Source organism: Methylobacterium brachythecii (assembly GCF_014196345.1).
GTDB lineage: Bacteria > Pseudomonadota > Alphaproteobacteria > Rhizobiales > Beijerinckiaceae > Methylobacterium > Methylobacterium brachythecii.
The window spans coordinates 301445-320223 of record NZ_JACIDN010000006.1; the positions used below are offsets into that span (position 1 = coordinate 301445).

An 18779-nucleotide genomic window follows, 5' to 3' on the forward strand; every position below is an offset into this window, starting at 1 on the left:
GTCCTTCAATCCAGCTTGGCGACCGGAGCCCGCACCAGCCCCTCGCGTTCGAGATGGCGCGCCACCCGCAACGCCACCTCCTCGCGCCACGGTGCGGCGATGATCTGCACGCCGAGGGGCAGCCCGTCATCCGGCCAGACCGGAACGGCGACGACCGGCAGCCCGATGAACGAGATCGGCTGCGTGAAGATGCCGAGATTGGCCCGGACCGGCAATTCGACGCCATCGAGCACGAAGGTCTTCTGGCCGAGGCGCGGTGCCCGGCAGGGCGTGGCCGGCGCCAGGATGACGTCGACCTCACGGAACAGGTCAAGCACGGCGGCGCGATACCAGCGGCGGAAGCGCTGGGCACGTTCGACGAACGGCGCCGGCATCACCGCGCCGGCGATGAGCCTGTCGCGGACGGCCGGGTCGAAATCGCCGCCGCGCTCGCGCAGCCGATCGAGATGGAGGGTCGCGCCCTCGGCCGCGGTGATGAGATAGGCGGAGGCGCGGGCGCGCGCCGCTTCGGGGATGTCGACGGTCCGTTCGCATCCGAGGGCGCTGGCGAGCGTCCGAACCGCCTCGAAGGCCTCTGGATCGCCGCTGCGCGCGAAGTATCCGCCGGCCACGGCCACCCGAAGCCCGCCGATGCCGGAATCGACAGTGGGAGCCGTCGGCTCGATGCCGCGATCCGCCACCACGGGATCGGCCGGGTCCGGCCCCTGCATCGCGTCGAAGGCGAGGGCGAGGTCCTCGACGCTGCGCGCCATCGGCCCGAGATGGTCGAGGCTGCCGACAAAGGGAAAAGTGCCGCCTCGGCTGAGCCGGCCATAGGTCGGCTTCAGCCCGAAGCAGCCGCACAGGGCCGACGGCACGCGAATCGAGCCGTTGGTGTCCGAGCCCAGCACCAGCGGCACGAGACCCGCCGCGATGGCGCCACCGGAGCCACCGGAGGATCCGCCGGACATATGGCCGAGATCGTGCGGGTTGCGGGTCGGCCCGTCATGCAGGTTCTCGCCGGTGAAGTCGTAGGCGTATTCGCCCATGTTCAAAGCGCCGACGAGGATCGCGTCCGCCGCCTCGAGCCGAGCGATCAGCGTCGCGTCCCGCTCGGCGGGGGCCCGCTCACGATTGATCTTCGAGCCGGCGCGCGTCGGCAGGCCGGCGACGTCGAACAGGTTCTTCACCGCGAACGGCACGCCGGCCAGAGGGCCGAGCGCCTCGCCGCGCGCCCTGGCGGCATCGAGCGCGTCCGCACGCGCCAGGGCGCGTTCCGAGACGACGTCCGTGAAGCTGTTCACGCGCCCGTCGAGCCGGGCGATACGCTCCAGGACAGTGCTGGTGACCGCATGCGCGCCGACACGGCCCGCCGAGACAGCGGACGCGATCTCTGCGGCCGAAGCCGTGCCAAAATCCGTCATCGCATCACGCCTCGTACACCGGAGCCGCCTCGGCTTCGTCAGGCAGCGCGAAGCCGCCGACGAGGGCGGCCGCCGCCTGGAGCACCTTCAGGTTCGCGACGATGGCTGGCGCCCAGTTCGGCTCGATGGTCAGGTCGAGCAGACCGAGGCCTGCCTGCAGATAGGCTTCCGGATCGAACTCGGGTCTCGTCTCTGTCGGCAAGGCAGCCCTCCGGGAAACCATCGTTGGCATCGGCTATGCTGGCCGCCTGCAACGCTCGCGCCACTGGACGTCGGGCGCGGCCGCCGATCCGAGTCCAGGGCGAAGGAACGCGATGACCGAATTCAAGCCGCTCAATCGATTCTCCGTCGAACCCCTGAGCCGGATGACGCGCCGCCTCGCCGACGTAGCGGGCGGCCGGACCGAGCCCGATCTCGTCATCACCGGCGCGCACGTGCTCTCGACCTATTCCGAGCGCATCCTGCCAGACCGCGAAATCTGGATCGCCGGCGGCCGGATCGCGGCGGTGAAAGCCGCCGGCTCACACACGGGTGGCGCTCCTCGCTACGACGCGGCCGGCGGATTGATTGCGCCCGGATTGGTCGATCCGCATCTCCACATCGAGAGCAGCATGATCACGGCCTGCGCCTATGCCGAGGCCGCGTTGATCAACGGCACCACCACGATCTTCTGCGACAGCCACGAGATCGGGAACGTCCTCGATTCCAAGGGAATCGAATGGATGCTCGAGGATGCCCGCGAGGCACCCCTCAACATCTACCTGACGGTGCCGAGCACGGTACCAGCGACCACTCCGGCCATTGAAACGGCCGGCGGTGATCTCACGCCCGAGAAGATCGCGGCCCTGTTCGATGCGTGGCCCGAAGCGCTCGGACTCGGGGAGAAGATGGACTTCGTCGCCGTAGCGATGGGCGAGCCGCGTGCGCACGCGATCATCGCGGCGGCGCTTGAGCGGGGACGCCCGGTCTCGGGCCACATCTACGGGCGCGACTTCGTGGCGGCCTATGCCGCGAGCGGCGTCACCGACACGCACGAAGCGATCGATGCCGACATCGCCGACGACCTCCTGGAAGCCGGCGTCTGGATTTTCCTGCGCGGGGGGCCGCCAACGACGCCCTGGCATTCGCTGCCCAAGGCAATCGGCACGGTGACCGAATACGGGGCCGCCTGGAAACGGGTCTGCGCCTGCACGGACGACCGCGATGCCGACGACCTGCTGAATTTCGGTCTCGACTGGGTGGTGCGCGAGGCTGTGCGCATGGGCATCCCGAAGCCGGCCGCCTGGGCGATGGGCTCTCTGCATCCGGCTACGCGCTATGCGCTCGATGGCGAGATCGGCGGTCTCGGCGGGGGGCGCCGCGCCGATCTCGTGCTTCTCGACGACGACCTCGTGCCGCAATCGACCTGGTATGGCGGCGAGCTTGTCGTGGAGAGCCGCAAGCCAACGCCGCGCCTGGAGGCCGCGCTGGCGAGGCCGTATCGCTATCCTGGGCCCGCCTACGCGACGATACACTTGCCCGATCCGCTGCCCGCGCTCGTGCCGCCGCTTCCCGCCGGACCGTGCATGGTCAACGCGATCCGCACATCGCTGCCCGGCATCGAGCTCGTGCACGAGCGGATCGCACTGACACCGGGCGCGGACTGGGCCTCGACCCTCGCGTCGCACGGCCTCTGCCACGTCGCGGTGGTCGAGCGGCACGGGCTCGGCGGCAACGTCGCGCATGGCCTGCTCAGCGCCTTTGGCCTGAGGGCCGGCGCAGTGGCGAGCAGCGTCGGGCACGATTCGCACAATGGCATCGTCGCCGGACTCGACGAGGCCGACATGCGCATAGCGCTGCAGGCCATCGAGGCCGTCGGCGGGGGCGTGAGCGTAGTCGAGAACGGCCAGGTCGTCGCGCTGGTGCCGCTGCCGATCGCGGGGCTGCTGTCGGACAAGCGGGTTGACGCGGTCGCGGAAGAGGTGAGGGCACTGAAGGCTGCCTGGGAGAAGGCCGGCTGCGCGATCCCCTATATGGGCTTCAACCTGATCCCGCTCTCGGTGATCCCGCAGATCCGCATCACCGACAAAGGACTCGTGCTGGTGCCGGAGATGCAGCAAGTGCCGCTTTTCGAGGCGGCCTGATCACGCGCGCAGCGCGTCGACATAGGCTCGCCAGCCGCCATGCTGGGTGATGTCCCGAGCGCCCGCAGCCGCGTGCGCCTCGCACAGGAAGCCGGTGACGGAGCCGCCATCGGCGAGGGCAATCTTGCCGATCCCAAGCGGGGCCGGGATCGCCGCGACGAAGCGTGCGAACCCCTCGGGCGGGAGCGACCAGATCTCGATCTCGATTCCGGGTCCGTAGAAGCCGGGATCGCGAACCAGACCTGGCTTCGCAGGCTCGGTGCCGGGCAGGGCATAGAGCCGATAATCGGCCTTGGTGCGCGCCTTCCGCTGCAAGGTCGCGCCGAGCGCGACCAGCTCTCCGTTGAGCGGCAGACGCGAGAGATGGGCACCGACCACGGCGAGCGAGATGGCCGTTTCCGCCTGTCTCGGCTCCGCCAGACTGGGCAGGACGGCTTCACGGTCGAGGCCCGAGCCGCAGGATGCACCGCGGTGAAGTGCGTCGGCGACGGGCGCCAGTGCATCGTCGCTGCCGCCCGGGCCGACCAGCGTTACGCCCGCCGGCAGGCCATCACTCCGGAAGCCTGCCGGGACGGCGATCGCGGCAAGGCCGAGCAGGTTGGCGAAGTTGGTGTAGAGCCCCAGGCGGCTGTTGAGCGTGATCGGCTCCGCCTGCATCTCGGCGACCGTGTAGGTGGTGGGGGCGGTCGGCAGCAGTAGCAGATCGACGCGCGCGAAAATGGCCTCGGCCTCGCGCTTCAGTGCCTCGAACCGATAGCGGCCCTTGAAGGCATCGACGGCGCTGAAGCGCTCGGCAGACGCGACGATGGCGCGCACGCTCGGATCGAAATCATCGGCATTCGAGCCGAAGAACGTCTCGACCGCTGCAAGCCGCTCGGCCACCCACGGGCCGCCATAGAGTAGCTCGGCGATCTCACGGAGAGGACCGTAGTCGAACGGGACGGCGATGGCGCCCTTGGCCTCGAGCCGCGCCACCGATGCGTCGTAGAGCCGCTCGGTTTCTCGATCGCCGAAGAATTCGCGATCGGTCCCCGTCAGAACGCCGAAGCGGGGACTGGCCGGGAGTGCGGCGGCCTCGATGCGGCGCGCGTAGCTGTCTGCCGGATCGAAGCCTTCGGCGATGCGGCGGATGGCGATGCCATCCGCGACGCTGAGCGAGAACACGGTGATGCAGTCGAGGCTGCGGCAGGCGGGCACGAGGCCGGTCGTGCTGAGTAGGCCCGGTGTCGGCTTTATGCCGACGAGGTTGTTGAAGGCGGCGGGCACTCGGCCGGAGCCGGCGGTGTCGGTGCCGAGCGCTAAGCTCGCAAGACCCGCCGCGACCGCCACCGCGGAGCCGGAGCTCGACCCACCGGAAATGTAGTCGGCGGAGAAGACGCTGCGCGGAGCGCCATAAGGAGACCGCGTACCGTTGAGGCCGGTGGCAAACTGGTCGAGGTTGGTCTTGCCCGTGACGAGGGCGCCCGCCTGCTTCAGACGCTCGACCACACGGGCGTCGTGCTCGGGCGTGTAGGCGAAGGCAGGGCAAGCGGCTGTGGTGGGAAGGCCCGCGACGTCGATATTGTCCTTCACCGCGAAGGGGACGCCCCAGAGCGGGAGCGAATTCGGCTCTGGATGCTCCGCCATCAAGGCGCGGGCCGCGGCGATCAGAGCCGCGCGGGGCAGCGCCGTGATGAAGATCGCCGGATCGGTCGAGGACTCCATCCGGTCGGCGACGATGGTCGCTACATCGACCGGGCTCATCGATCCCTCGGCGTAGACCGCGCGCAGAGCGGCGAGCGTCAGCATCAAGGGAAGGCCAAGGCTCGCGCCACTCTGCTCACCAGCGTGCATTGCTGCCTCTCATGTATACATGCGGGAGGGCTGACCACGGGACAGCCTGCATCCGTCGTGCCGTGCGTCCACTCGAGCAAGCCTGCTGCCACGTTCGCGGGAACGCGATCGCATTCATGTCTCCGCCAGGGCCCGGGCACCCTCCTGGGCCTCGACAGGGGGATCCGACACCTGCTCGGCGAAGCGTCGGATCAGCCAGCGGCCGGCTGGACCCGGCGGCCTGTCGGTGCGGTAGATCGCGGTGAAGGGCAGGCGGCGGTGCTTGGCTTCCGGCATGTGCAATTCGACCAGACGGCCGGCATCTAGATCGGCCTGGACCATGTGGGCCGGCATGCTGCCCCAGCCGATGCCGGCCAACAGCAGCGTGTGCTTCGAGCTGAGGTCGGACAGGCGCCAAGTGCGGGTAGCGACCACGCCGAATTCCTGGCCCTCCGACAGAGGCGAGCGGTCGGCGATGACGAGCTGGATGTGATCCCGCGCCGCGCCCGGCGTCGAGGCATCCGCAGTGGCGAGCGGGTGCGAGGGCGCCGCGACCTGCAGCATTTCGACGTCGCCCACTGCAATGTGCTCCAGAGGGTCGCTCGCTCGGTCCCACAGCTCCACGCCGATGCCGATCACCGCGCGGCCAGTCGAGACGTATTGCTGGATCGCTCCGAGCGCCTCGACGTTCAGCCGCAAGGCGACCGTTGGAAACTGCACCTGGAACGCACGGAGGGCATCGACAAGCCGCTCACCCGGCATCAGCACGCTCACGACGAGACTGACCTCGGCTTCCAGGCCGCTCAGCATGCCGCTGACCTTCGCCCTCAAGCCATCGAGACTGTGAGTCACCGTGCGCGCCTCGGCCAGCACGGCGTGGCCGGCTTCCGTCAGCTGCGGCTTACGGGTCGATTCCCGATCGAACAACGGCAAGCCGAGCTGCAGTTCCAGATTGGCGATGGCGTAGCTGATCACCGATGTTGCCCGGTTCAGCCGGCGCCCGGCCGCGGCGAAACTCCCGGTCTCGACCACGCACAGAAAAACCCGAAGCTGATCGAGCGTCGGGGTTCCGACGGCCGCCATGCCGAACTCCTCGAACGATGCGCCGATCGGCGCTTCGAGGAGTTCGGCAAGCAAGCCTGAAGCCGAAACCGTGGCCCTGGAGCCTCGATGCGGCAGACGCGAAAAAGCCGGCCCCTGCGGACCGGCTTTGCGAGAGACCGTTTGGCGTCTGCGTTCAGCGGGCGCTGCCGGAGCGGTGGGCACGTGGAGCGGCGATCGAACTGGTGGTGTAGATCCCTTCCACCGAGACCTCGCCGGGGGCTTGGCGGTACGACCGGCCGTCGTAGCCCGAGAGGTTGGAGGCGGCGGCGCTGCCCTCGAAGCCACCCGGAGCCGCAGCGGCCGGGATGCCGGCAGGAGCGGTGTAGCTCTGGGCCGAGGCGACGGCCGGCAGACCAGCGACCAGGGAAAGGGCGAGAACGGAAGCGGTGAGGATACGGGACACGGCGGGCTCCATCAGTTCGGTGTGGCGGCCTGTTGCCGTCATCTGATGGAGTGAAAGTGGACCCGCGCAGCTCCTCGCAAAACCCGAATAAGATCGATGGAAACGTTCGAAAAAATCGAAAAGACATCGATCGGCAAGATCGGTGCCCCGTCAGTGATGCCCCGCCATATGCTGCCCGATCGCGCCGACCTCCGCCTCCGCCGCCAGCGTCTCGTAGACGAGCCGCCCCTCCGACATTACGACGATGCGGTCGGACAATTCGAGGATCTCATCGAGATCCTCGCTGATCAGCAGGACCGCCGCGCCGCCGTTCCGCGCGGCGACGATCCGGTTGCGGATCTCGGATACTGCGGCGAAGTCCAGGCCGAAACACGGGTTGACGACGATCAGGAGATCGACCGGATCGGTCAGCTCCCGAGCCAGGACCGCACGCTGGACGTTGCCGCCCGAGAGCGTAGCGATCGGCGCTTCGGACGAGGCGGTCTTCACTTTGAAGCGGGCGATGAGGTCCTTGGCGCGCCGTGACATGGCACCCTTGTCGAGCCACAGGGTCGGCGGCTTCTGCGGATCGTCGCCGCGCCTGTCGAAGGCCCGGAAGGCGAGGTTCTCGGCCACCGACATCCGCGGCGCGCAGGCGTTGCGCAGCGGCTCCTCGGGGATGAAGCGCACGCGGCGCGAGCGGCTCTCGACCCGCTTGCCAGTATAGGGCGTGCCCGCGACGACGACCCGGCCGCCGGTGGCGCGGATCTGGCCGCCGAGCACGTCGGCGAGTTCCTTCTGTCCGTTGCCCGACACGCCTGCGATGCCAACGATCTCCCGCGCCCGGACGCGCAGGTCGTCGATGGCGATGTGGCGCAGGCCCGAGACATCCGTGGCGGTCACCTTCTCCACGCGCAGGATTTCGCGCTCGGGATCCGGCTCGCCGAGGCGCGCGGCGATGGTCCGGGTCGTGCGCTCGCCGATCATCATCGCCGCCATGTCGTCGCGCGACAGGACGCCGACCGCGCCGCCGCCGACGAGCTTGCCGCGTCGCAGGACGCTGAGTGAGCGGGCGAAGGTCTCGACCTCTCGGAATTTGTGGCTGATCATCAGCACGCTTAGATCGCCGCGATCCGTCATGGCGCGGAGCAGGCCCAGGACCTCCTCGGCCTCGGCCGGGGTGAGCACCGAGGTCGGCTCGTCGAGGATCAGGAAGCGAGCCTTGAGATAGAGCTGCTTGACGATTTCGAGCTTCTGCTTCTCACCGGCCGCCAATTCGGCGACCGGGCGGTCGAGGTTCAGCTTGAACGGCATCCGCCCCATGAAGTCGGCGAGCGCGGCTCGCTCCGAGGACCAGTGGAGGATCGCCGGGGCATCCGCGCGGGAGATCACGAGGTTCTCCGCGCCGGTCAGCGAGGGCACTAGGGTGAAGTGCTGGTAGACCATGCCGAGGCCGCGCGCCTGCGCGCCCTTCGGGTTGGTGATCTCGGCCTCGCGGCCATCGACGAGCACCGAACCTGACGTCGGCGCGTAAAAGCCCATCACGCATTTGACGAGGGTCGACTTGCCGGCGCCGTTCTCGCCGAGCAGGGCGTGGAAGCCGCCCGGCTCGATCTTCATCGAGACGTCGTCGAGGGCGGTGAAGGCGCCGAAGCGCTTCGTCATGCCGATGGTCTCGACGCCGATGGCGCCGGTAGCGGGGGCATCCGGCTCCATCGTGGTCAGCCCATCGCCGCGAGGAGCGCCTCGGAGGAGGCGATGGCGCCGAACACGCCGCCCTGCATCGTCACCATCTTCAGCGCGGCCTCATGGTTGCCGGCATCGGTGGCGGCCGTGCCGTCGGTGACGATGACGCATTCGAAGCCGCGGTCATTGGCCTCGCGCATCGTCGTGTGCACGCAGACATCCGTGGTGATGCCGGTGAGGATCAGGTTGCGGATGCCGCGCTGATTCAGGATCAGCTCGAGATCGGTGGCGCAGAACGAGCCCTTTCCGGGCTTGTCGATGATCGGCTCGCCGGGGAGGGGCGCGAGTTCGGGGATGATCTCCCAGCCGGGCTCTCCGCGCACCAGCACGCGGCCGCAGGGGCCGGGATCGCCGATGCCGGCGCCCATCTGGCGCGAGCGCCAGAGCTTGTTGGCCGGCAGGTCGGCGAGATCAGGACGATGGCCCTCACGGGTGTGGATCACGTGGTAGCCGAGCCGGCGCGCGGCGGCGAGCAGGCTGCCGATCGGCCCGATGGGCGCACGGGTGAGCGCGAGGTCGTAGCCCATCGTATCGACATAGCCGCCGACGCCGCAGAAGTCGGTCTGCATGTCGATGATGACGAGCGCCGTGTTGTCCGGCCGCAGGTCGCCGTCCCAGGGCCAGGGATAGGGCTTAGCCTCGGCGTACCGGCCGTTGGTCGGCATTCCTGCGGCGGGCATGGGGCTGGCGCTCATTCGGCGGCCTCCTTGGTTTCGGAGCTTGCCGTCTCGCCGAATGCCCGCGTTGGGGCAGGGAAGCCGCAGCTCGTCCCGTCGACGACCTGGACCTGGTCCTCCCAGGGCAGCCGGTACCGGCCGGCGGCGAGGTCGTGCATGTAGGTGTAGGGGCAATCCTGCGCACCGCCCTTCACAGCCGTGTAGCCGCGGTGGCCGAACTGGTAGATGTTGTTCTCGACGCCCCAGTGGATGCGTGCCTCGCGCACGAGGTCGGGCCGGACCTCCGCCGTGATGATCTCGTCGACCCGCCCCGTCGTGCCATGGGCGATGACAGTGCCGTCGAAGTTCACAATCATGCCTTCGCCCATGGAGTCGAAGCTGCCGTCCGTGCCGCACATGCAGACATTGGCGGTCACCATCAGGTTGCAGAAGGCGTTGGACTGGTTGGTGAAGCGCCAGGATTGCCGGATCGGCGCGGTGTAGCCGGCGGTGCGGATCATGATCTCCGCGCCCTTGTAGGCGCATTCGCGCGCCATCTCCGGGAACATGCCGTCGTGGCAGATGATTAGCGCAAGCTTGGCGCCCTTCGGCCCGTCGATGACCGGGATTCCGAGATTGCCGGGCTCCCAGGGCTCGACCGGCACCCAGGGATGCATCTTGCGATAGTAGAGCTTCAGCTCGCCCTGATCATCGATGACGACGCCGGAATTGTAGGGGTAGCCGCCGGGATTGTACTCCATGATGGAGAAACAGCCCCAGATCCTGTTGTCGATGCAGGCCTGCTTGAAGGCGGCGACTTCCGGCCCGTCGAGGCTGCACATGATCTCCGGGTTTGTGTCCATCGACAGCCCGTGCAGGGCGTATTCGGGAAACACCACTAGATCCATCGTGCCGAGATTGGCGCGGGCCTTGGCCACCAGCTCGACGATGCGCGCGGTCTGGGCCGCGAGGTCGGCCTTGGTGACGACGTTCGGCAGCTGCAGCTGCACGAGGCCGATGACCACGCCGTTGGGCGATTTGTTCAGTCCGCCAAGTCCGTTCATGGCAGGTCCTATTTCGAGAGGGAGAGCTCGCCCGGAGCACCGGCAAGCGCCCGCTCCGTGGACGAGGTCGCGATCAGCAGCGCGAGGGTGAGCACGTAGGGCGCCGCGTAGAACAGGTAATACCCCTGGGAGATGCCGACGGATTGGAGCGCCGGCCCGAGGGCGCCGGCCCCACCGAAGAGCAAGGCCGCGCCGAAGCAGGCCAGCGGGTTCCAGCGGGCGAAGATCACGAGCGCGACCGCCATCAGGCCCTGGCCGGAGGAGACGCCCTCGTTCCAGGAGCCAGGGTAGTAGAGCGAGAGATAGGCGCCCCCGATCCCGGCGAGCACGCCGCCGGCGGCGGTGGCGTAGAGCCGGACCCGGTCGACGTCGTAGCCCATGGCGCGGGCGGCATCGGCGCTGTCGCCGACGACGCGCACGATGAGCCCAGCCTTGGTATTGCGGAAGGCCCACCACAGCAGAACCGACAGGGCCGCCCCGACGAGGAAGAGCACATTGACCCTGAGCGCCGCCTGGACTTGCGGCAGATCCGACCAGAAGCCGAACGGGATCGCCGGCAGGGGCGGTGCGGAGGGTTGGATGAAGGGCTTGCCGAGGAAGAAGGCGAGGCCGGAGCCGAACAGCATCAGCGCGATGCCGACGGCGACGTCGTTCACGCGCGGCAGGCGACAGACGAAGCCATGCAGCAGGCCGAAGGCGCCTCCGGCCAGCCCGGCGACGGCAACGCCTGCCCAGGGCGAGTCCGTCAGCACGGCGGTGGCGTAAGCCGACATCGCGCCGAAGACGAGGGTGCCCTCAAGGCCGAGATTGATCCGGCCCGAGCGCTCGGTGATGGTCTCGCCGAGGCTGACGAACAGGAACGGCGTCGAGACGCGGATCGCCCCGCCGATCACGGCGATGAGGACGCTCCAGAGACCGAGTTGATCGCTCATCGGTCCTGCCTCACGCCGCGGCGGATGCGGCGGGCGCAGGCATCGTCTCTGCCTTGGCCTGCCAGAGATGGGGGCTGAAGATCTTGAAGCGGCCGTAGAGCGTCTCGCTCATCAGCACGATCAGGAAGAGCAGGCCTTCGAGGACCAGCACCGTCGCGTCGGGCAACTGCATGCGCCGCTGGATCAGGCCGCTGGAGGCCTCGATGCCGCCGAGCAGGATGGCGACCGGAATGATTGCGATCGGGTTCTGCCGGGCGAGGAAGGCGACGAGGATGCCGGTATAGCCGTAGCCGGCCACAAGGGTGCCGTTGGCGGTGCCCTGCACCGCGGCCACCTCGAAGAAGCCCGCGAGCGCCGCGAAGACGCCCCCGAGGGCCGTGAAGCCGACGATGAGCCGGCCGACGGGCAGGCCCTGGATCTGCGCGGCGCGGACATTGCCGCCGGCGATGCGCGCAGCGAAACCGAGGGTCGTGCGATCCATCAGGATGTAGGCGAGGATGCAGGCGATCACGCCGCAGCCGAGGCCCCAATGCACGCCGATCACCGGCATCGGCGGAAGCATGAAGGCATCGCCGATCGGCAGGGTCGAGGGCTTGTTGAGGCTGGTCGGATCCCTCAGCGGGCCCTCGATCAGATGGTTCGCGATCGCGATGGCGATGTAGGACAGGAGCAGGCTGGAGATGGTCGCGTTGACCCCGCGATAGGCCTGGAGCCAGCCGACCGAGCCGATCCAGACGGCACCGGCAAAGGCGGCGGCCAGCGCCATCAGTGGGATCGCGATCACGGCCGGAAACGCCGCCAGGGGCTGAGCGAAAGCCGCCGCGGCGAGGCCTCCGAGCACGATGGCGCCCTCGCCGCCGATCACGACGAGGCCGAGCCGAGCCGGCAGGGCGACGCAGAGCGCCGTGAACAGCAGCGGCGCGGCCCGCTGCAGGCTGTTGCCGAGGGCGAAGGAGGAGCCGAAGCCCGCGCGATAGACGAGATCGACGAGTTGCAGCGGCGACTTGCCCAGCGCGAGCAGGAAGACGCCGAACAGCAGGAAGCCGGCCACCGCCGCGGCGACCGGGATCGCCACGGCTTCGGACCGGCGCGCGAGCCAGGCGCGCACCTGAAGTCCCGTCGAAGGCCGGGCGGCCTGCACCGGCATCACCGAAGGAGCAGCATCCGCGACCACGTGCAGGGCTCTCCGCGAACGAGGAAGATCAGTGAGAACGGCGCCGCAGAAAGCGTGCCATGCGGCGCCGTTGGCCCAGCGTCAGACCGAGCCCTTCACGCCGGCGACGAGGTAGTTCGTGCTTTCGAGCTCGGCCGCCTTCTCGGGATAGGCCTTGCCGGCGGCGACGATCTCCTTGCCGGTATTGTCCTTGAGCGGGCCCTTGATGATCTCGTAGCCACCCTTGAGCATCTCGGCCTTGACCGCGTCGGCATTCTTGCGCGCCGCCTCGCTGACCCCGGGCCCATAGGGGCTCATCTTGACGAAGCCATCGGCAAGGCCGCCGCGCACGAAATTCTGGGGCACCTTGCCGGCCTGCATCGAGGCGATGAAGTCCTTGTAGATCGGCAGCCAGTTCCACTCGGCGCCGGTGAGGTATTTCTGCGGGGCGAGCGGAGATTGGTCGACGTGGTAACCGCAGACGAAGGCGCCACGGCGCGCCGCCGTCTCGACCACGACCTTCGGGCTGTCGACGTGGCAGGTGACGACGTCGGCGCCGCCATCGATCAGCGCGTTGGTGGCCTCGGCCTCCTTGACCGCGAGCGACCATTCGCCGGTGAAGATCACCTGGCAGGTGATGCTCGGATCGACGCTCTGCGCGCCGAGCAGGAAGGCGTTGACGTTGTTCAGCACCTGCGGAATGGGCTTGGCCGCGACGAAGCCGATCTTCTTCGACTTCGAGGCATGCGCCGCAACGATGCCGTTCAAGTACTGGCCCTGGGCAATGTAGCCGAAGTAGGAGCCGGCATTCTTCGGGTCTTTGTCCGACCACAGGCCACCGCAATGGCGGAACTGGATCTTGGGGTTCTTCTTGGCTTCCGCCAGCAGGTAGGGCGAGTAGTAGCCGAAGGAGGTCGGGAAGAGCAGCGTCGCCCCGTCGAGATTGATCATGCTCTCCATGGTCTTCTCGACCGCGTTCGTCTCGGGAACGCGCTCTTCTTCCGTGATCTCGATACCCGGCATGCCCTTCAGCGCCTTTGCGGCCTGGGCATGAGCTTGGTTGTAGCCGTAATCGTCCTTCGGTCCGACGTAGATGAAGCCGACGGTCAGGGAGCCGGCAGCCCGGGCACGGCCGAAGGGAAGCGCGCTCAGAGACAGAGCGCCTGCGCCCTGGAGAAGAAATCGGCGAGAGAAGGGGCGTGCGATCACGGCGAACCGTCCGTTTCGGCGTTAGGCGATGCAATATCGCGAAACTAAGCCGAGCCCGGACTGCGAAGAAGCCAAGATTATTAGCAATGAACCGAGGTCGATCTCCCTCGGCAGAGGCCCGATAGACTCGGAACGCGCCCAAAATTACGGCCGTGTATGCACGGTTTTCGACCAGCGGACGAAGACTCGCGGACGGTCTCAGTCGGCACGCCGCAAAGGCCGGCGACCGCAATTCGTGACGGCAAAAGAAAACCGGCGGCCCGATCGGGCCGCCGGTTTCGAGGGGGGAGCCTGCGCCTTTTGGCGAGAGGCTCAGCGGGCCTGACGGCTGCGATCCGGCGATGCCTTGCGGACCGAACCGGTGGTGTAGGCTGTGTCGTCGGGAGCAACGCGATAGCCGCGACCGGCATTGGCGCCCGCCGTAAAGGCGGAGCCTTCGAGGCCGCCGGGGGCGGTGGCGGTGGGGATACCGGCCGGTGCGGTGTAGCTCTGCGCGAAGGCGGAGGAGGTGAGGGCGAAGCCGAGAGCGGCGCCCAGGATGATGCGTGACGTCATAGCGAGAATCCCTGGTTTGACCCGGCGCCGCTTGACGAACGGCGGCGCTTGATCGAGTTCCCAGAAATTGTGCAACCGTGCCTGCAAAGACAACACGCCTTGCTCGACTATTATGCACAATGTTCGTGCACACATCGCGGACCTTTGCTTGCTGCGATTGACCGCCGTCGCATAAAGCAAAAATAAATCAAATACTTGGTGGCAAAATCCATGCTTTTCCGGCCGATGCAGGCGGATTGGCACGCTTCTTTCGCCAGAGTGCCTTTTCGCACAGCTCGATCGCTGAAAAACGGCAGCGCCCGCGTGCCGATACCCACCGCTGACGCATCGGTGCCGGGGGCAGGCGAGATGCCGAACGAGAGCGGCCCGCGAGCCTGAGCCGCGAGCCGCCTCGGGGTGATGCGGGATGGGGTGGTGAGGCGGCCGGCTCAGCCGCGGCTGATCGTTGCCTCGATCTGCCCGTGCGGCTCGTCCGTCGGCAGGAAGACGGCGCCGGGGTTTTCGAGCCCGAAAGGCGCGAGATTGATCGGGATGTAGTGCTTGTTCGGCATCGCGAAGCTGATGTCGGCGATCTCGGGAACCGCCGCGAGCACGGCTTCGGCCATGCGATACATCGAGTCCTGAACCCCGTAGGAATAGGTCGTGCCGAACACCTCGATCAGGATGTCGAGTACCTTGGCGTTCGTCGTCGTGTAGTCGGCCGGGGCACTGAGCCAGGTCCAGGTGGCGTCCATGGCGGTGGCGGCGATCCGGTCCGTCGTGTCGGCCAGCGTGCGGTACTCATCGTTCACGAAATCGACCCAGCCGGACTGCGTCGTCTTCATGAAGGTGAAGCCACGCAGGCCCGATTGTAGGACTGCCTTGTCGCGGCTCGCCACTAGCTTGACGTAGCCGAAGCCATTGCCGTCGAGGGTGAAGACGTGCCCATGCGGCTTGCCGTCGAAGGCATGACGGCGCCAGCGCGTCTCCTTCGCCTCGATCTGCATTTGCTCGACCTGCGGGTAGGTGTCGAGGAAGAGCTTGGCGACGGCCTCGATGAACGCCTCCTTGTCGAGGGAGATGTTTTTGGCCGCCACGACGTTGCAGATGTTCTTCACGCTGTCGGTGGCGACGCAGGCCCGGTTGTCGCCCTCGGTCCACGACGCATCGAAAGCGCCCTTCATCAGCGCCGTGATGTTGAGTTCACGCGGGGTGTGATGGTCGCCATCGCGCGTGAGCCGCATTACCCGCACGCGGCCCTTGCCGTATTTCGAGGCGGTCAGGGGCATGGTCGTCTCCGGAAAGGTCCAGGGTCGGGGGATCAGTGCTCGGACTTGGCGGCCTGTGCCTTGGCAGCCGCGCGGGCTTCCTCGGCGCTCTGCAATCCGTTGAAGAACAGGTTCAGGAGCACCGCCGAGATCGCGCAGAGCAGGATGCCGGATTCGAGCAACGGGTGCAGCGCATGCGGCATCTGCTTGAAAAAGTTCGGGGCGACGAGTGGGATCATGCCGAAGCCGACCGAGACGGCCACCACGAACAGGTTGTTGCGGTTATGGGCGAAGTCGACCGCCTGGAGGATGCGAGCTCCCGTGGCGCCGACCATGCCGAACATCACCAGTCCCGCGCCACCGAGCACGCATTGCGGCACCGCCTCGACGACTGCGGCGAGCTTCGGGATCAGGCCGAGCCCCAGCATGATGAAGCCGCCGACCACGGCGACGTAGGGCGTGCGCACGCCGGTGACGCCGACCAATCCGATGTTCTGTGAGAACGAGGTGTACGGGAAGGTGTTGAAGACGCCGCCGATGATCGTCCCGAGGCCGTCCCCGCGAAGGCCCTTGGTGAGGCGCTTCTCGTCGACCGGGTCGGCGCAGATCTCGGCGAGCGCCAGGAACATGCCCGTCGACTCGATCATCACGACGACCATCACGATGCACAGGGTGATCACCGAGACGAGATCGAAGGTCGGGAATCCGAAGGCGAAGGGACGCACCACGTCGAACCACGGCGCGGTGGCGACATGGCTGAAATCGACGAGTCCGAAGAAGCCCGCCACGACCATGCCGACGATGATGCCGATCAGCACCGAGGCCGAGTTCACGAAGCCGGCGCCATAGCGGGTGATCGCCATGATCAGGCACAACACGAATGCCGCGATGCCGAGAAAGACCGGTGCTCCGTAATTCGGATTGCCAACGCCGCCCGCGGCCCAGTTCACGCCGACCTTCATCAGCGAGATGCCGATAACCAGGATGATCGTTCCGGTCACCACTGGCGGAAACAGCGGCAGCAGCCGCCCGACGAGCGGTGCGACGAGGAAGGCGAACAGGCCTGCGGCGATCACCGCGCCATAGATGCCGGTCAAACCGATCTCCGGGCTGCTGCCCATGGCGATCATTGGGGTCACGGCTGCGAAGGTCACGCCCATCATCACTGGCATGCGCACGCCAACACCGGGCAGGCCCCAGCTCTGCACGAGGGTTGCGAGACCGCCGGCGAAGAGGTCCGCACTGACCAGCATCGCGATCTGTTCCGGCGCCAGCTTCAGCGCACGTCCGACGATCAGCGGCACGGCGACGGCACCTGCATACATGACGAGGACGTGCTGCAATCCGAGGAGCCCGAGCGCAACCGGCGGCACCTTGTTGACCGGCGCAGCGGCCGCTTCGACCGGGGCGGGATCCGGCGGATCGATCACGACATCGGGGTGGACGGCAGTGTTCGTGGCACTGGTCATGGGAGCGACGCCTCGGCCTCAACAGATCCCCGGCGCGGGTTTCCTCGTTCCACTGGGCAAAGCGTGTGCCACGGGCACGGCAAACCGCAGGGGCGCTCGATCACAATGGCTTGCCGGCAACCGACCGGCCCGGCGATGCGCCATCGATGCCGGATTCAAGTGCATCTGCATGTATCTTGCGCGCCGTTGGGCATGGCGTGAGCCGTCCGTCCGGCTGGCCCGTTGCCTGCACCGGAGCAGGTTGCAATTCATTGCCATCGCACCCCATCCCAGCGAAAGCCGGCTGCCATGACGACGTCGCTCTCCGATCTCAACGCCGCCCCTTCGGCGGACTTCGTCGGGACGCTCGGCGCGGTATTCGAGCATGCGCCCTGGATCGCAGAGGCGAGCGCGGCGCAGCGGCCCTTCGCGACGGTCGGCGCGCTCTATGCGGCGATGATCGACGTGGTCGAGCGCGCAAGCGACGCACAACGGCTCGCCCTGCTGACCGGGCATCCGGAGCTCGCTGGGCGGGCAGCCCGCTCCGGCGAGATCGCACCGGATTCGATCGCGGAACAGGCGGCGGCCGGGCTCGATCGCATGTCGGACGCCGAATACGCACGGTTCGAGGCGCTCAACGCCGCCTATCGCGAAAAATTCGGCATCCCGTTCATCCTGTGCATCAAGCGGCACGGGCGGGCCTCCCTACTCGCTCATTTCGAGGCACGGCTCGCCTCCGTGCCCGACGTCGAGCGGCGCACGGCCGAAGCGGAAGTCATGCGGATCGCTGCGATCCGTCTGAACGCGCTGGTCACCGGTGACGGTCCCCTCCAGACGACCGGCCGGATCTCGACCCACGTGCTCGATACGGTCCAGGGGAAGCCGGCGGCCGGCGTGACGATCGAACTCGTCGAGATCGTCTCGCCAACGGAAACCGTTATCGTGGCGCGCGCGCTGACCAATGCGGATGGCCGGACGGACATGCCACTGGTCGGCGGTCGGCCGGTGCCGATCGGAACCTACGAATTGCGCTTCAGCCTCGGCGATCATTTCCGGCGCGTTGGTCCCGCCCTCGGTCTCGACCTGCCCGAGCCGCCCTTCCTCGATATCGTGCCCCTGCGGTTCGGGGTCAGCGATCCGGAGGGCCATTATCACGTGCCCCTGGTGGCGACCCCGTGGAGCTACCAAACCTATCGCGGAAGCTGAGCCGCATTCGACGTACCGAAAGCGGACGAGGCTCGCAGCCGGCATAGCGCTTGCTGCCCGTTGGATGAGCCAATGGCTCGTCCACTCAGCTGCGAGAGAAACCATCCATGCGTATCCCCGGCGTCGCGATCGGACTCGGTCTTCCTCTCACGGCATGGCTGGTCGCCGCCCTCGTTCTCTCAGGCAGTGTCGTCTGTGGGGCTTCTGGAGTTCGCGCTCAGGGGAGCCTGACACCGCCCGCGGGTCAGCCTCGGATCACGGCGCCCGGCGGCCTTAGGGGACGGGCAGCGCACCGGCACAGGCGGCACCGCCATCACCGATAGGGAACAATTCGGAGCCCTAATCGATTTTCCATAAGTACGACAATGACTTGCCTATCGTTTAGGCACTTATGGAAGGTTCTTGATCATGCGTAGGACATTCTCCGCCGCAATGTTTGTGTGCGGGATGGCGGCATTGATGGGTCCAGCCCTCGCCCAATCGACCGGCGCTCCCGCCGGCAGCGAGCCGGCAACGGCTCCGGGCGGCACGGAAGGGATCGCCGGAGCCCGCAACGAGCGCGAGGCGATCCGCAGCGGCGACGCCATTCCTGCTCCTCGCGGCGTCGGCGAACCCGCTCCGCCGCCGCCCGGCGCGGTCGTGGTGCCGGACCAGCCGCCGCCCGCGCCGCGTCCCTGATCACCGAGCAATGCTGAAAGCAGAAGCCCCGCCGGAGACGATCCGGCGGGGCTTCTCGCAT

General features: G+C 67.6%; 17 protein-coding genes. 3 read left to right on the plus strand and 14 right to left on the minus strand.

All coding sequences use genetic code 11. The features are described from left to right. Positions 1-5: 5 nt before the first annotated feature. Together GGR33_RS17370 and GGR33_RS17375 are read right to left on the minus strand one after the other, a co-directional pair. Positions 6-1403, minus strand: coding sequence for an AtzE family amidohydrolase (locus GGR33_RS17370; protein ID WP_183507483.1), 1398 nt, complete (start codon positions 1401-1403; stop codon positions 6-8). A gap of 4 nt (positions 1404-1407) precedes the next feature. Further along, entirely contained in the window at positions 1408-1626 is a 219-nt protein-coding gene (locus tag GGR33_RS17375) for a DUF4089 domain-containing protein (RefSeq protein WP_183507485.1), read from the minus strand. Between the two features lie 91 nt (positions 1627-1717). On the opposite strand from GGR33_RS17375, the gene GGR33_RS17380 reads away from it, so the two are divergent. Further along, the gene (locus GGR33_RS17380; RefSeq protein ID WP_183507488.1) at positions 1718-3526 is read left to right on the plus strand and encodes an adenine deaminase C-terminal domain-containing protein; all 1809 of its coding nucleotides are present in this window, start codon (positions 1718-1720) and stop codon (positions 3524-3526) included. Here GGR33_RS17380 and atzF read toward each other — a convergent pair whose 3' ends face one another. The 12 genes from atzF to GGR33_RS17440 form a co-directional block, all read right to left on the minus strand. Further along, positions 3527-5359: an allophanate hydrolase gene (gene atzF / locus GGR33_RS17385; RefSeq protein ID WP_183507490.1), complete on the minus strand. Its 1833-nt coding sequence runs from the start codon at positions 5357-5359 to the stop codon at positions 3527-3529. Positions 5360-5473: 114 nt separating this feature from the next. Next, positions 5474-6421: a LysR family transcriptional regulator gene (locus GGR33_RS17390; RefSeq protein WP_183507741.1), complete on the minus strand. Its 948-nt coding sequence runs from the start codon at positions 6419-6421 to the stop codon at positions 5474-5476. A gap of 154 nt (positions 6422-6575) precedes the next feature. Continuing rightward, on the minus strand, positions 6576-6845 hold the full coding sequence (locus tag GGR33_RS17395) for a hypothetical protein (protein ID WP_284210913.1): 270 nt from the start codon (positions 6843-6845) through the stop codon (positions 6576-6578). Between the two features lie 150 nt (positions 6846-6995). Continuing rightward, positions 6996-8540, minus strand: coding sequence for an ABC transporter ATP-binding protein (locus tag GGR33_RS17400; protein ID WP_183507492.1), 1545 nt, complete (start codon positions 8538-8540; stop codon positions 6996-6998). A gap of 5 nt (positions 8541-8545) precedes the next feature. Further along, positions 8546-9235: a biuret amidohydrolase gene (gene biuH, locus GGR33_RS17405; protein WP_425488796.1), complete on the minus strand. Its 690-nt coding sequence runs from the start codon at positions 9233-9235 to the stop codon at positions 8546-8548. Between the two features lie 26 nt (positions 9236-9261). After that, complete coding sequence (locus GGR33_RS17410) at positions 9262-10290, minus strand: formamidase (protein ID WP_183507496.1); 1029 nt, start codon at positions 10288-10290, stop codon at positions 9262-9264. 8 nt (positions 10291-10298) lie between these two features. Beyond that, a complete protein-coding gene (locus GGR33_RS17415) occupies positions 10299-11222 on the minus strand; it encodes an ABC transporter permease (RefSeq protein ID WP_183507498.1) in 924 nt (307 codons plus the stop codon). Between the two features lie 10 nt (positions 11223-11232). Then, a complete protein-coding gene (locus tag GGR33_RS17420) occupies positions 11233-12396 on the minus strand; it encodes an ABC transporter permease (RefSeq protein WP_284210914.1) in 1164 nt (387 codons plus the stop codon). An 81-nt stretch (positions 12397-12477) separates the two neighbouring features. After that, positions 12478-13584, minus strand: a complete 1107-nt coding sequence (locus GGR33_RS17425) for a BMP family ABC transporter substrate-binding protein (protein ID WP_183507500.1) — start codon at positions 13582-13584, stop codon at positions 12478-12480. Positions 13585-13896: 312 nt separating this feature from the next. Continuing rightward, a complete protein-coding gene (locus GGR33_RS17430) occupies positions 13897-14139 on the minus strand; it encodes a hypothetical protein (protein WP_183507502.1) in 243 nt (80 codons plus the stop codon). A gap of 428 nt (positions 14140-14567) precedes the next feature. After that, on the minus strand, positions 14568-15407 hold the full coding sequence (gene pucL, locus GGR33_RS17435; RefSeq protein WP_183507504.1) for a factor-independent urate hydroxylase: 840 nt from the start codon (positions 15405-15407) through the stop codon (positions 14568-14570). 32 nt (positions 15408-15439) lie between these two features. Beyond that, a complete protein-coding gene (locus tag GGR33_RS17440) occupies positions 15440-16855 on the minus strand; it encodes a nucleobase:cation symporter-2 family protein (RefSeq protein ID WP_183507506.1) in 1416 nt (471 codons plus the stop codon). Between the two features lie 288 nt (positions 16856-17143). Here GGR33_RS17440 and uraD point away from each other — a divergent pair, with 288 nt between their 5' ends. Both uraD and GGR33_RS17450 read left to right on the plus strand, forming a co-directional pair. Beyond that, the gene (gene uraD / locus GGR33_RS17445) at positions 17144-18040 is read left to right on the plus strand and encodes a 2-oxo-4-hydroxy-4-carboxy-5-ureidoimidazoline decarboxylase (protein WP_183507508.1); all 897 of its coding nucleotides are present in this window, start codon (positions 17144-17146) and stop codon (positions 18038-18040) included. Positions 18041-18499: 459 nt separating this feature from the next. Further along, a complete protein-coding gene (locus GGR33_RS17450; RefSeq protein WP_246413208.1) occupies positions 18500-18718 on the plus strand; it encodes a hypothetical protein in 219 nt (72 codons plus the stop codon). Positions 18719-18779 lie beyond the last annotated feature (61 nt).

Coding starts and splice junctions, on each gene's coding strand:
- GGR33_RS17370 (WP_183507483.1), bottom strand. CDS start 1,403: ATGACGGATTTTGGCACGGCTTCGGCCGCAGAGATCGCGTCCGCTGTC.
- GGR33_RS17375 (WP_183507485.1), bottom strand. CDS start 1,626: ATGGTTTCCCGGAGGGCTGCCTTGCCGACAGAGACGAGACCCGAGTTC.
- GGR33_RS17380 (WP_183507488.1), top strand. CDS start 1,718: ATGACCGAATTCAAGCCGCTCAATCGATTCTCCGTCGAACCCCTGAGC.
- atzF (WP_183507490.1), bottom strand. CDS start 5,359: ATGCACGCTGGTGAGCAGAGTGGCGCGAGCCTTGGCCTTCCCTTGATG.
- GGR33_RS17390 (WP_183507741.1), bottom strand. CDS start 6,421: ATGGCGGCCGTCGGAACCCCGACGCTCGATCAGCTTCGGGTTTTTCTG.
- GGR33_RS17400 (WP_183507492.1), bottom strand. CDS start 8,540: ATGGAGCCGGATGCCCCCGCTACCGGCGCCATCGGCGTCGAGACCATC.
- biuH (WP_425488796.1), bottom strand. CDS start 9,235: ATGCCGACCAACGGCCGGTACGCCGAGGCTAAGCCCTATCCCTGGCCC.
- GGR33_RS17410 (WP_183507496.1), bottom strand. CDS start 10,290: ATGAACGGACTTGGCGGACTGAACAAATCGCCCAACGGCGTGGTCATC.
- GGR33_RS17415 (WP_183507498.1), bottom strand. CDS start 11,222: ATGAGCGATCAACTCGGTCTCTGGAGCGTCCTCATCGCCGTGATCGGC.
- GGR33_RS17430 (WP_183507502.1), bottom strand. CDS start 14,139: ATGACGTCACGCATCATCCTGGGCGCCGCTCTCGGCTTCGCCCTCACC.
- pucL (WP_183507504.1), bottom strand. CDS start 15,407: ATGCCCCTGACCGCCTCGAAATACGGCAAGGGCCGCGTGCGGGTAATG.
- GGR33_RS17440 (WP_183507506.1), bottom strand. CDS start 16,855: ATGACCAGTGCCACGAACACTGCCGTCCACCCCGATGTCGTGATCGAT.
- uraD (WP_183507508.1), top strand. CDS start 17,144: ATGACGACGTCGCTCTCCGATCTCAACGCCGCCCCTTCGGCGGACTTC.
- GGR33_RS17450 (WP_246413208.1), top strand. CDS start 18,500: ATGGGTCCAGCCCTCGCCCAATCGACCGGCGCTCCCGCCGGCAGCGAG.